The 12,525-nt window shown below is 71.8% G+C and carries 9 protein-coding genes and 1 riboswitch; of the genes, 3 read left to right on the forward strand and 6 right to left on the reverse strand.

Annotation, left to right across the window (positions count from 1 at the left end; genetic code table 11):
* Positions 1-1,838, reverse strand: a 1,838-nt coding sequence (locus ABT300_RS35015) for a GNAT family N-acetyltransferase (protein WP_351684567.1), incomplete at its 3' end; no start/stop codon positions are given.
* Between the two features lie 178 nt (positions 1,839-2,016).
* Between ABT300_RS35015 and ABT300_RS35020 the strand changes: the two genes are divergently transcribed.
* Positions 2,017-2,298, forward strand: coding sequence for an HPr family phosphocarrier protein (locus tag ABT300_RS35020; protein ID WP_007385204.1), 282 nt, complete (start codon positions 2,017-2,019; stop codon positions 2,296-2,298).
* A 124-nt stretch (positions 2,299-2,422) separates the two neighbouring features.
* Here the strand turns inward: ABT300_RS35020 and ABT300_RS35025 are convergent, their stop codons facing one another.
* The 4 genes from ABT300_RS35025 to ABT300_RS35040 all read right to left on the reverse strand — a co-directional run bounded on the left by ABT300_RS35025 (position 2,423) and on the right by ABT300_RS35040 (position 7,217).
* Positions 2,423-3,118, reverse strand: coding sequence for a GntR family transcriptional regulator (locus ABT300_RS35025; RefSeq protein ID WP_351684570.1), 696 nt, complete (start codon positions 3,116-3,118; stop codon positions 2,423-2,425).
* A 187-nt stretch (positions 3,119-3,305) separates the two neighbouring features.
* Positions 3,306-4,061 carry a M23 family metallopeptidase gene (locus ABT300_RS35030; RefSeq protein ID WP_351684572.1) on the reverse strand — a complete coding sequence of 252 codons (756 nt, stop codon included), beginning with the start codon at positions 4,059-4,061 and terminating at the stop codon, positions 3,306-3,308.
* Between the two features lie 14 nt (positions 4,062-4,075).
* Positions 4,076-4,242, reverse strand: a riboswitch (cyclic di-AMP (ydaO/yuaA leader).
* A gap of 240 nt (positions 4,243-4,482) precedes the next feature.
* Positions 4,483-5,871: a M16 family metallopeptidase gene (locus ABT300_RS35035; protein WP_351684574.1), complete on the reverse strand. Its 1,389-nt coding sequence runs from the start codon at positions 5,869-5,871 to the stop codon at positions 4,483-4,485.
* Positions 5,868-7,217, reverse strand: a complete 1,350-nt coding sequence (locus ABT300_RS35040; RefSeq protein ID WP_351684576.1) for a M16 family metallopeptidase — start codon at positions 7,215-7,217, stop codon at positions 5,868-5,870. Before ABT300_RS35040 ends, ABT300_RS35035 begins: the two co-directional genes overlap by 4 nt.
* 271 nt (positions 7,218-7,488) lie before the next feature.
* Here ABT300_RS35040 and ABT300_RS35045 point away from each other — a divergent pair, with 271 nt between their 5' ends.
* Positions 7,489-9,954, forward strand: a complete 2,466-nt coding sequence (locus tag ABT300_RS35045; protein ID WP_351684578.1) for a DNA gyrase/topoisomerase IV subunit A — start codon at positions 7,489-7,491, stop codon at positions 9,952-9,954.
* Here ABT300_RS35045 and ABT300_RS35050 read toward each other — a convergent pair.
* Complete coding sequence (locus ABT300_RS35050) at positions 9,951-11,090, reverse strand: CobW family GTP-binding protein (protein ID WP_351684581.1); 1,140 nt, start codon at positions 11,088-11,090, stop codon at positions 9,951-9,953. The genes ABT300_RS35045 and ABT300_RS35050 overlap by 4 nt on opposite strands.
* A gap of 241 nt (positions 11,091-11,331) precedes the next feature.
* Here ABT300_RS35050 and ABT300_RS35055 point away from each other — a divergent pair.
* The coding region (locus ABT300_RS35055) for a citrate synthase (RefSeq protein ID WP_351684583.1) at positions 11,332-12,525 on the forward strand (1,194 nt) is incomplete at its 3' end.

Below are 12,525 nucleotides of genomic sequence, written 5' to 3' on the forward strand. Positions count from 1 at the left end.
GCCGCCGCGAGGCCGCCGAGCTCCACGTGCACCACGAGCACCGGTTTGGCCGGGGCCGCGGCCGCCGCCGAGCGCAGGGCCTCCGCGAGTTCCGCGTCGCCGGGCGAGGTCTCCCCGATCGCCGGGATGGCCGTCACGACCACCGCGTCGCACGTGTCGTCGCCCAGGGCGCGCGCCAGTGCGGCGTGGAAGTCCTCCGCCGCGGCCTCCGTGGTCAGGTCCAGCGGGGGCAGGGGACGCAGCCCCTCGGAGAGGCAGGCGTCGTACGTGAGCTGTCCGAGGGATTCGGAGTTGCCGAGGATCGCGACGCGCGGCCCCGTCGGCAGCGGCTGACGGGCGAGGAGCAGGCCCGCGTCGACCAGCTCGGTGATGGTGTCCACGCGGATCACGCCGGCCTGCCTCAGCAGCGCCGACACCGTGGCGTGCGGCAGCCGGGTGGCCCGTACGGCGTGCCCCTGCGGGGCGGAACCGGCGCCCTGGACGACGACCAGGGGCTTGGCGGCCGCCGTGCGCCGGGCGAGGCGGGTGAACTTGCGCGGGTTGCCGATGGATTCCAGGTACATGAGGGCGACGTCGGTGTCGGGGTCGTCGTACCAGTACTGGAGGACGTCGTTGCCGGAGACGTCCGCACGGTTGCCGGAGGAGACGAAGGTCGACACGCCGGTGACGCCGGTGACCCCGCCGCCGCGCCGGTGCAGCCGGGAGAGCAGGGCGATGCCGATGGCACCGGACTGGGCGAACAGACCGATCCGGCCCGGCCTCGGCATCTCGGGGGCGAGTGAGGCGTTGAGGCGCACCTCGGGCGCGGTGTTGATGACTCCGAAGGCGTTGGGGCCGATGATCCGCATGCCGTACGCGCGCGCGTGGCGTACGAGTTCACGCTGGCGCTCGCGCCCGTCGGGACCGCTCTCGGCATAGCCGGAGGAGAGGACGACGAGTCCCTGCACGCCGTGCTCGCCGCATTCGGCGACGGCCGCGGGCACGTGCTCGGCCCGGACGGCGACGACCGCGAGGTCCACGGGCTCCGCGATGTCCCGCACGGAGCGGTGGGCGGGCACGCCGTCGAGTTCCTTCAGATCCTCGGGAAAAGCCTGGTTCACGGCGTACAGGCGTCCGGTGAACCCGGCCTCCCGGAGATTGCCGAGCACGCTGCGGCCCACCCCGCCCGGAGCGCGACCGACGCCGACGACGGCGACCGAGCCGGGCGTCAGGAGCCGCCGCACGGAGTGCGCCTCGGCACGCTGTTCCCGCGCGCGTTGCACGGCGACGGAGCGTTCGGTGGGCTCGAGGTCGAACTCCAGGCGGACGACGCCGTCCTCGAAGCTGCGCTTCTGGGTGTAGCCGGCGTCCGTGAACACCTTGATCATCTTGTTGTTGGCGGGGAGCACCTCGGCGGCGAAGCGACGGATGCCGCGCTCGCGCGCGACGGCCGCGATGTGTTCGAGGAGGGCGGAGGCCACGCCTCGTCCCTGATGGGCGTCCTGGACGAGGAAGGCCACCTCGGCCTCGTCGGCCGGCGCGGAGGCGGCCATGCCGTCGGCGCCGATGCGGTCGTAGCGCACGGTGGCGATGAACTCGCCGCCGACCGTGGCCGCGAGTCCCACCCGGTCCACGAAGTCGTGGTGCGTGAAGCGGTGGACGTCCTTCGCGGACAGGCGCGGGTAGGGCGCGAAGAAGCGGTAGTACTTCGACTCGTCCGACACCTGCTCGTAGAAGCTGACCAGGCGCTCGGCGTCGTCGACGGTGATCGGGCGGACGCGCGCGGCGCCGCCGTCGCGCAGCACGACGTCGGCCTCCCAGTGGGCGGGGTACTCGTGCCGGTCCGACGCGCTCTGCATGGGGCCCAGACTACGGCTCGCTTCCGACAACGGCGCGAGGCAGTCTGGAGGGCGCACGCCGGGTCGAGGCCGCGATCCGGCGACCGCATGGTGACGGGACACCCAGGGACCGTCCCTCATCCGCGTCACATGTGGAACACTGGTCTAGACAACCTGAGACACCGAAGGGCAGCATCACATGGCTGAGCGCCGCGTCAACGTCGGCTGGGCCGAGGGCCTCCACGCCCGCCCCGCTTCCATCTTCGTCCGGGCCGCCACGGCCGCAGGCATCCCCGTGACGATCGCCAAGGCCGACGGCAACCCCGTCAACGCGGCCTCCATGCTGGCCGTTCTCGGCCTCGGCGCCCAGGGAGGCGAGGAGATCGTCCTCGCCTCCGACGCCGAGGGCGCGGACGCCGCGCTCGACCGGCTGGCGAAGCTGGTCGCCGAAGGCCTCGAGGAACTCCCCGAGACCGTCTGAGCACCGCCGCGTTATGCGGTGAAGGGCTCGTCCGAATTATCGGGCGAGCCCTTCGCATTTCCCGTGCACAGGCAGCAGAAATAATCCCCCTCGAATTACTCCTTCTTTGTATACGGCTCCCGTGTTAATGCCGCAGACCCGTCATGTTTACGGGAGGTTGCGAAGTCCTCACACGATCGGCCCGCTCCGGCCCTTTGGAAAAGCGCAGCCGGTGCGCGAGGGTCGCGCGCTCGGTGTGCAGCGCGGTGACCGCCCGCGCGCGCTCCCCGTCGCCGCGCGTCACCGCGTCGACGATCGCGCCGTGCTCCGCCCAGGACTCCACGGGGTCGGCCGGCGCCTCCACCGCGTACATCCAGGCGATCTTGTGCCGGAGCTGGGTGAGCATCGACGCGAGGGCAGGGCTTCCGGAGGCCTGGGCGAGCGTCTCGTGGAACCAGCCCCCCAAGGAGCGCAGATCCTCGCTGTTGCCCCTCCTGGCCCGCTCCTGACCCAGCCGGACGAGCCCGCGCAGCACCTTCAGATGGGCCTCCGTGCGCCGCTGGGCGGCCCGGGAGGCGCCGAGCGGCTCCAGCAGCAACCGCATCTCCAGCAGGTCGGCCGCCTCCTGCTCGGTGGGCTCCGCCACGCACGCGCCCGCGTGCCGCCGGGTGACGACGAAGCCCTCGGCCTCCAGGGTGCGCAGCGCCTCGCGGACCGGGACGCGCGAGACGCCGTAGCGGCGGGCGAGGAGTTCCTCGGTGAGGCGGCTGCCGCGTTCGTAGACACCCGCGACGATGTCGTCCCGGACGGCCGTGCACACCGAGTGCGCCGGAATTCGCATGACGGACCTCCGCCTTAATCCCCGTGAAACGTCGACGGTTGACGTGTGTTCCGTGACTCTATTGCAATGAGCGGGAATTTCCGACGGGGAGCCGGAATCCAGGGATATTTTTTGGACAGCGGGGCCCCGAAAACGGCGAAAGCCCCGGCCGAGGGGCCGGGGCCGAACGATCTGTCGCCGTCGGGCGTCAGACGTTGACGCCGTGCTTGCGGAGATAGGCGACCGGATCGATGTCCGAGCCGTACTCGGGGGTCGTGCGCGCCTCGAAGTGCAGATGCGCTCCGGTGACGTTGCCGGTCGCGCCGGACAGCCCGATGCGCTGGCCCGGGGTGACCGTCTGGCCCACCGACACCTCGATGGACGACAGGTGACCGTACTGCGTGTACGTCCCGTCGTTCATCTTCATGACGACCTGGTTGCCGTAGGCGCCGCCCCAGCCCGCCTCGACCACGGTGCCGAAGCCGACCGCGTGCACGGTGGTGCCGCTGGCCGCGTGGAAGTCGACGCCGGTGTGGCTGCCGGAGGACCACAGCGAGCTGCTGGCCTGGTAGCCGGTGGAGACGTAGGAGCCGGTGATCGGCGACACGAAGGTGTTGAGAAGCTTGCGCTCGGCCTCACGGGCGGCACGCACGCGTGCCTCGCGCTCCTCCACGGCCTTCTTCGCGGCGGCCTGGCGGGCGGCCTCCTCGAAAGCCGCCTTCTTCTGCGCGGCGACCTGCTCGTCGACCTGGTCGGCGACCGACTCGGCCACGGACTCGCCGGCCGTGACGACCGGGATCAGACCGGTCTGTTCGGGGGTGGGCTCGGCCGCGAAGGCCTGGGTGGAGGCGACGGAGGCCATCACACCGGTACTGGTGAGCGCCGCCACGCCGACCGCGCGAGCGGTGGAACGCTGCATCCGGCTGGGCCGGCGGTGCTTCCCGGTGGCGCAGGTGAACGCCATGAAGTCAGAGGTGTCCTTTCCTTCCCTCTCGCCTACCGGGTTAGCTGACGGGTTCGGAGCAGGAAGGTCTCCTACGGACCCCCTCGTGTGCACGCGGGCGTCCGATTCACCCCAGGGACTTCACAAGTGGGTCCCCGGCTCCCCTGGCTCGCGCCGTACGGGGACTCGGCGATGACTGTCCGGTGCCGCAGCTTGCGGCGCAGTGCCTGACGGACAGCCCGGATGAAGCTAAGCGGCGAAGGGATCAATCCTCAAACGGATCACGGTTTTTGTAGCGCATCCCACAGTGCAGACAGGCCACGTCCACCCCAATTCGGACAAACAGAAGCCCTGGTGACGCTCGGTCGACCAGGGCCTCTGCGCGTGCGTGCCGTTGCCGCCGCGATCCACGGCTACTCGGCTTGTCGGCTCGGCTTGTCGGCTACTCGGCGGACACGACCTTCACCTCGCCGATGCCGAGGGCCTCGACGGGCGCCTTGATCTGGGCCGCGTCGCCCACCAGGACCGTCACCAGACGGTCCACCGGGAAGGCGTTCACGGCCGCCGCGGTGGCCTCCACCGTGCCGGTCGCGGCGAGCTGCTGGTACAGAGTCGCCTGGTAGTCGTCGGGCAGGTGCTGTTCGACCTGGTCGGCCAGCGTGCTCGCGACGGCCGCCGCGGTCTCGTACTTCAGCGGCGCCACCCCGACCAGGTTCTGCACGGCGACGTCGCGCTCGGCGTCGGTCAGCCCCTCGGCGGCGAGGGTGCGCAGCACCTTCCACAGGTCGTCCAGCGCAGGACCGGTGTTCGGGGTGTCGACGGAACCGCTGATGGCGAGCATCGCGGCGCCCGAGCCGTCCGGCGCGGACAAAAGGACCTGCCCGAAGGCGCGAACGCCGTAGGTGTAGCCCTTCTCCTCACGCAGGACGCGGTCCAGACGGGAGGTGAGGGTGCCGCCGAGGCAGTAGGTGCCGAGCACCTGGGCGGGCCACACACGGTCGTGCCGGTCGGCGCCGATCCGGCCGATCAGCAGCTGCGTCTGGACGGCCCCCGGGCGGTCCACGATGACGACCCGGCCGGCGTCGTCGGCGGTCACCGGCGGCACGGGCCGCGGCTCGGCGGCGGAGCCCGTCCAGGCGCCCAGGGTGTCGCCCAGGAGGGCGTCCAGGTCGACGCCGGTGAGGTCGCCGACGACGACGGCGGTGGCCGTCGCCGGACGGACGTGCTTGTCGTAGAAGGCGCGGACGGCCGCGGAGTCGATCTTCTCGACCGTCTCGGCGGTGCCCTGGCGCGGACGCGACATGCGGGCGGTGGCCGGGAACAGCTCCTTCGAGAGCTCCTTGGCGGCGCGCCGGGAGGGGTTGGCCAGCTCGTGCGGGATCTCGTCCAGGCGGTTGCGCACGAGGCGCTCGACCTCGCTGTCGGCGAACGCGGGGGCCCTGAGGGCGTCCGCGAGCAGACCGACGCCCTTGGTCAGGCGCGAGGCCGGGACCTCGAGGCTGATGCGGACGCCGGGGTGGTCGGCGTGCGCGTCCAGGGTGGCGCCGCAGCGCTCCAGTTCGGCGGCGAACTCCTCGGCGGAGTGCTTGTCGGTGCCCTCGGTGAAGGCGCGCGCCATGATCGTGGCGAGGCCGTCGAGACCCTCCGGCTCGGCGTCCAGCGGAGCGTCGAGCAGGATCTCGACGGCGACGACCTGCTGGCCGGGGCGGTGGCAGTGCAGCACCGTCAGGCCGTTGGCCAGGGCGGTCCGCTCGGGCGCCGGGAACGCCCAGGGCTTGGCCTCGCCCGCCTGGGGCTGGGGGTGGAAGTCCATCGTGGCGAGCTCGGTCACCGGGCCGCCTCCTCGTTCTCGTCCTGGTCGGCGGGGGCTTCGGCGGCGGTGGGCTCGTAGACGAGCACCGCGCGGTTGTCGGGACGCAGGCGGGCCTGGGCGATCTCCCGCACCTCCTCGGCCGTCACGTCCAGCACACGCTGGACCGCGGTGAGGGCGAGCTGCGGGTCGCCGAACAGGACGGCGAACCGGCACAGTTCGTCGGCGCGGCCGGCGACCGTGCCGAGGCGGTCGAGCCATTCGCGCTCCAACTGGGCCTGGGCGCGCTCCATTTCCTCGGCCGTGGGGCCCTCCTCGGCGAACCGGGCGAGCTCCTCGTCGATGGCCTCCTCGATGACGGGCACCTCGACGTCGCCGGACGTCTTCACGTCCAGCCAGCCCAGGGAGGGCGCCCCGGCGAGCCGCAGCAGGCCGAAGCCGGCCGCCACCGCCGTGCGGTCGCGGCGCACGAGCCGGTTGTAGAGACGGGAGGACTCGCCGCCGCCGAGGACGGTGAGCGCCAGGTCGACGGCGTCGCACGCGCGCGTGCCGTCCTCGGGCAGACGGTAGGCCGCCATCAGGGCGCGGGCCGGCACCTCCTCCTCGACGACCTCCCGCAACTGCTCGCCGATGACGTCGGGCAGGGAGCCGTCACGCGGCTCGGGCTTGCCGTCGTGCCCGGCGATGGAGCCGAAGTACTTCTCGACCCAGGCGAGCGTCTGCTCCGGGTCGATGTCGCCGACCACCGACAGGACGGCGTTGTTGGGCGCGTAGTACGTGCGGAAGAACGCGCGCGCGTCCTCCAGCGTCGCCGCGTCCAGGTCGGCCATCGAGCCGATCGGCGTGTGGTGGTACGGGTGGCCGTCGGGGTAGGCGAGGGCCGTCAGCTTCTCGAAGGCCGTGCCGTAGGGGACGTTGTCGTAGCGCTGACGGCGTTCGTTCTTGACGACGTCGCGCTGGTTCTCCATCGACTCGTCGTCGAGCGCGGTGAGCAGCGATCCCATGCGGTCCGCCTCCAGCCAGAGGGCGAGCTCCAGCTGGTGGGCGGGCATGGTCTCGAAGTAGTTGGTGCGCTCGAAGCTGGTGGTGCCGTTCAGCGAACCGCCCGCACCCTGGACGAGCTCGAAGTGACCGTTGCCCTTGACCTGGCCCGATCCCTGGAACATGAGGTGCTCGAAAAGGTGAGCAAGGCCGGTACGGCCCTTGACTTCATGGCGTGAGCCGACGTCGTACCAGAGGCACACCGCCGCCACGGGGGTCAGGTGGTCCTCCGAGAGCACCACACGCAGGCCGTTGGCCAGGCGGTGCTCGGTCGCTGTCAGGCCCCCGGAGCCTGCCTGGGCTGTGGCGGTGTGACCCATGGGCATGTACGTCCCTTCCGATCGCGGACGCGGTCGTCGAAACCGCGGTTTTCCTGCCGGTCCTGTCACTGTATGCAAGCGTGCGGACAGGAGGCGAAGTTCCCGGACGACATACGCCGAGAGCGAGATCGCGTAGCCTGCGGGCAGCCGTGGACGAGGCGGCTTCGCGGGCGGGGCCGAAGGGCCGACGCCGGGTCCTCGCCCGCCCTGTCAGTGCCACGGTCCACAATGGTCCGCGTCAGATCCCGTCACACGCCCCAGCAAGGAGCCGGCAGCGATGGCCCGCCGCAGCACGAAGACCCCGCCGCCCGACGACTCGTACGAGGAGCGGATCCTCGACATCGACGTCGTCGACGAGATGCAGGGCTCCTTCCTCGAGTACGCGTACTCGGTCATCTACTCCCGCGCCCTGCCGGACGCCCGTGACGGTCTGAAGCCGGTGCACCGCCGCATCGTCTACCAGATGAACGAGATGGGCCTGCGCCCGGAGCGCGGCTATGTGAAGTGCGCCCGTGTCGTCGGCGAGGTCATGGGCAAGCTGCACCCGCACGGCGACTCCTCGATCTACGACGCCCTGGTGCGCATGGCCCAGCCCTTCTCCATGCGCGTGCCGCTCGTCGACGGCCACGGCAACTTCGGCTCCCTGGGCAACGACGACCCGCCGGCCGCCATGCGGTACACGGAGTGCCGCCAGGCCGCGGCGACGAGCCTGATGACGGAGTCGATCGACGAGGACACGGTCGACTTCGCGCCGAACTACGACGGCCAGGAGCAGGAGCCGGTCGCGCTGCCCGCCGCCTTCCCGAACCTGCTGGTCAACGGCGCATCCGGGATCGCGGTCGGCATGGCCACGAACATGCCGCCGCACAATCTGGGCGAGGTCGTCGCGGCAGCCCGCCATCTGATCCGCTACCCCGGCGCGGATCTGGACGCCCTGATGAAGTTCGTCCCGGGCCCCGACCTGCCGACCGGCGGCCGGATCGTCGGCCTCTCCGGCATCCGCGACGCCTACGAGAACGGCCGCGGCACGTTCAAGATCCGCGCCACGGTCGCGGTGGAGACGGTCACGGCCCGCCGCAAGGGCCTGGTCGTCACCGAACTGCCCTTCACGGTCGGCCCCGAGAAGGTCATCGCCAAGATCAAGGACCTGGTCGGCTCGAAGAAGATCCAGGGCATCGCCGACGTCAAGGACCTCACCGACCGGGCGCACGGTCTGCGCCTGGTCATCGAGATCAAGAACGGCTTCGTGCCCGAGGCGGTCCTTGAGCAGCTCTACAAGCTGACGCCGATGGAGGAGTCCTTCGGCATCAACAACGTGGCGCTGGTGGACGGCCAGCCGCTCACGCTGGGCCTGAAGGAGCTGCTGGAGGTCTACCTCGACCACCGGTTCGACGTCGTGCGACGCCGCAGCGAGTTCCGCCGCACCAAGCGCCGTGACCGGCTGCATCTGGTGGAGGGTCTGCTGACGGCCCTCGTCGACATCGACGAGGTCATCCGGCTGATCCGCTCCAGCGAGAACAGCGCGCAGGCCAAGGAGCGCCTGATGGAGCGCTTCGGGCTGTCGGAGATCCAGACCCAGTACATCCTGGACACCCCGCTGCGCCGCCTCACCAAGTACGACCGCATCGAGCTGGAGGCGGAGAAGGAGCGGCTCACCGGGGAGATCGCCGAGCTGACCCGGATCCTGGACTCGGACGCGGAGCTGCGCAAGCTGGTCTCCGCGGAACTCGCCACGGTGGCCAAGAAGTTCGGCACCGAACGGCGTACGGTCCTGCTGGAGTCGTCGGGCGCCACGGCCGCCGCGGTGCCCCTCCAGGTGGCGGACGACCCGTGCCGCGTCCTGCTGTCCTCCACGGGCCTGCTGGCCCGCACGGCGAACGGCGATCCCTTCACGGCCGAGGACGGGGACGGGGACGGCAAGCGCACCAAGCACGACGTGATCGTCTCGGCGGTGCCGGCCACCGCGCGCGGGGAGATCGGCGCGGTGACGTCCTCGGGCCGTCTGCTGCGGATCAACGTCGTCGACCTGCCGCAGCTTCCGGACACGGCGTCCGCGCCGAACCTGTCCGGCGGGGCCCCGCTGGCGGAGTTCGTGTCCCTGGAGGGCGCCGAGACGGTGGTCTGTCTGACCACGCTCGACGAGTCGTCGCCCGGACTGGCCATCGGCACGGAACAGGGTGTCGTCAAGCGGGTCGTGCCCGACTACCCGACGAACAAGGACGAGCTGGAGGTCATCGCCCTCAGGGACGGGGACCGGATCGTCGGCGCCGTCGAACTGCGCACCGGCGAAGAGGACCTGGTCTTCATCACGGACGACGCCCAGCTGCTGCGCTACCAGGCCTCCCAGGTGCGCCCGCAGGGCCGTCCGGCGGGCGGCATGGCGGGCGTCAAGCTCACCGAGGGCGCGAAGGTCATCTCCTTCACGGCCGTGGACCCGGCGGCGGACGCCGTGGTGTTCACCATCGCCGGCTCCCGGGGGACGCTGGACGACTCCGTCCAGACGACCGCCAAGCTGACCCCGTTCGACCAGTATCCGCGCAAGGGCCGCGCCACCGGCGGTGTGCGCTGCCAGCGGTTCCTGAAGGGCGAGGACTGCCTGTCGCTGGCCTGGGCGGGCCCCGTCCCGGCCAAGGCCGCCCAGAAGAACGGTCTGCCGGCCGAGCTGCCGGAGATCGACCCGCGCCGTGACGGCTCGGGCGTGTCGTTGGCGAAGACGGTGAGCGTGGTGGCGGGGCCGATCTAGACGGCGGCCTCTTCCGGTCCGCCCGCCCAGACGTCGGCCGTCCCGGGGAGGTCCCCCTCGGGACGGTCCTCCTCGGGGTCCTGGACGAAGCGCAGGACGCCCCACATGCCGTGTTCGTCGGCGTGAGGGGCGTCGCTGCGACAGCCCTCGAGTTCCTTGCCGAGGGCTGCGGCGTCGATGCCGGCGCCGATGAGCACGAGCTGGGTGAGGCGGGCGCCGGCACCGGGCCAGGGGTGGGGGTAGAAGCGCAGGAAGGGCCCGACCGCGTGCACGGCGTACCGGTTGACCGGGTCGTGCGGACCGAAGTCGACGTACCCCTTGATCCGGTAGAGACCCTCCGGCCTGCTGTCGAGGAACCGCATCACACGGCGCGGGTCTAGAGGGACCTCGGAGGCGAAGGAGACACTGTCGTAGCCGGCGTGCAGATGCCCGCCGCCCGCGTCCGCGCAGCCGTCGTGCCCATCCGCTCCCTGTGCGTCGGTGTGCCGGTGCAGGTCGTCGAAGGACAGCTGCCCGATGCGCTCCTCGCTCGGCCGGCAGTCGAAGAGGAGCTCGGGGTCCACACGGCCGTGGGTGGCCGGCACGACGGCGGCCCGGTCGGTGAGGGTGCGGACGAGCCCGAGGACGCGCTCGGGGTCCGGTGCACGGTCGAGCTTGTTCACGACGACGAGATCGGCGAGGGCGACATGCCGGTCGATCTCGGGGTGCCTCGCCCGCGTGTCGTCGAACTCGGCCGCGTCGACGACCTCGACGAGCCCGCCGTAGACGATCCCCGGGTGATCGCTGGCGAGCACCATGCGGACGAGTTCCTGCGGTTCGGCGAGGCCGCTGGCCTCGATCACGACGACGTCGATGCCGGAGCCTGGCCGGGTCAGCCGCCCGAGGTAGACGTCCAGTTCGCCGGCGTCGACGGCGCAGCACAGGCAGCCGTTGCCGAGCGAGACGGTGGAGTCGCCGAGTGCGCCGGCCACCGCCATGGCGTCGATCTCGATGGCGCCGAAGTCGTTGACGATCGCACCGATCCGGCTGCCTCCGCTGTGGTGCAACAGGTGGTTGAGCAGTGTCGTCTTGCCCGAACCCAGGAATCCGGCGAGGACGACGACCGGGATCTGCTGCGGACCGGGAGCGTGTGCCACCGTGCGACCTTTCTGACACCTGCGCGCGGACCGGCTCAGGGCTCCGGCGCCCGTACGCGGACTGACTGCGCGGACTGACTGCGCGCCCAGGATACGAGCCGGGCGCGCCCGCGGAGTGGACGATCGACGCGGGACGGCCGCAGGCGGCAGGCGCCCGCCCCGTCCGGCATCGCCGCACCTGGGACAGCGCCGTCCAGGCTGCCGGGAACCGCCGGATGACCGTGTGGATACGGTGACCCCCATGCACGACGACGACCCCGCACCCGGCCGCCTCGAACGACGGCTGAGCACCAAAGAGGCCGCCGAGCTGCTCGGGGTGAAGCCCGAGACGGTGTACGCGTACGTCAGCCGCGGCCGGCTGGGCAGCCGCCGCGCCGCCGCGGGCCGGGGGAGCACCTTCGACGCCGGAGAGGTCGAGGCGCTCGCCCGGCGCACCAGGCGCGATGCCGAGGGGGCCGTGAGGCCCGGGACGGAGCTGTCCGTGCGCACCCGCCTCACCTCGATCGACGAGGACCGCTACTACTACCGCGGGGTCGACGCGGTCGAGCTCGCCGGCCGGCACTCCTACGAGGAGGTCGCCGAATGGCTGTGGACCGGCCGGTCGCGCCCCGGAGCCGTCTTCACGGCGCCCGCGGAGTCCGTCGAGGCCGCCGTCCGGGCCGTCGACGCGCTGCCGGAGCACACCGGCACGACCGACCGTCTGCGGGTCGCCGCAGTGGCGGCGGCTGCCGTGGACCCGCTGCGGTTCGACCTGACCGAGGAGTCCGTGCTCGGCGCCGCGCGGACCCTGATCCCCACGTTCGTCGCCGTCCTGCCCGCGCACAGGCACGGCAGGCGCGTCGAGGGTCCGCTCGCCCGCCGTCTGTGGGAGCGGCTCAGCGGCCGGCCAGCCGAAGAGGCGCGACTGCAGGTCCTCGACACGGCGCTCGGGCTGCTGGCCGACCACGACCTGGCCGCCTCGACGCTCGCGGTGCGGGTCGCCGCCTCCGCCCGTGCGCACGCCTACGCTGCCGTCTCCGCGGGACTGGGGGTGCTCGAAGGACCGCTGCACGGCGCGGCCGGCGGGCTCGCCCACCGCATGCTGCTGCAGGTGCTCGACCTCGGCCGCGCGGCGCCCGTGATCGCGGAGGAGCTGCGGGCCGGCCGCCGCATCCCCGGCCTCGGTCATCCGCTGTACACCGGCGAGGACCCACGCGCGCGTGCCCTGTTCGCGCGCCTGGAGGACATCCCCGAGGCGGCGCCCGCTCTCGACGCGGCCCGGGACGTCGTCGCCACGGCGGCCCGTCACAGGCCGCTGCACGCCAATGTGGACCTGGCCCTCGCCGTGTTCACCGTGTCCTGCGGCATGGAGCCGTCGGCCGGCGAGACCGTCTTCGCCGTGGCCCGCACGGCGGGCTGGATCGCCCACGCCCTGGAGGAGTACGGCGAACGGCCG

This window comes from Streptomyces sp. NPDC001027 (assembly GCF_040299045.1).
In the GTDB taxonomy this organism is placed as follows: Bacteria; Actinomycetota; Actinomycetes; order Streptomycetales; family Streptomycetaceae; genus Streptomyces.

Coding starts and splice junctions, on each gene's coding strand:
- ABT300_RS35020 (WP_007385204.1), top strand. CDS start 2,017: ATGGCTGAGCGCCGCGTCAACGTCGGCTGGGCCGAGGGCCTCCACGCC.
- ABT300_RS35025 (WP_351684570.1), bottom strand. CDS start 3,118: ATGCGAATTCCGGCGCACTCGGTGTGCACGGCCGTCCGGGACGACATC.
- ABT300_RS35030 (WP_351684572.1), bottom strand. CDS start 4,061: ATGGCGTTCACCTGCGCCACCGGGAAGCACCGCCGGCCCAGCCGGATG.
- ABT300_RS35040 (WP_351684576.1), bottom strand. CDS start 7,217: ATGCCCATGGGTCACACCGCCACAGCCCAGGCAGGCTCCGGGGGCCTG.
- ABT300_RS35045 (WP_351684578.1), top strand. CDS start 7,489: ATGGCCCGCCGCAGCACGAAGACCCCGCCGCCCGACGACTCGTACGAG.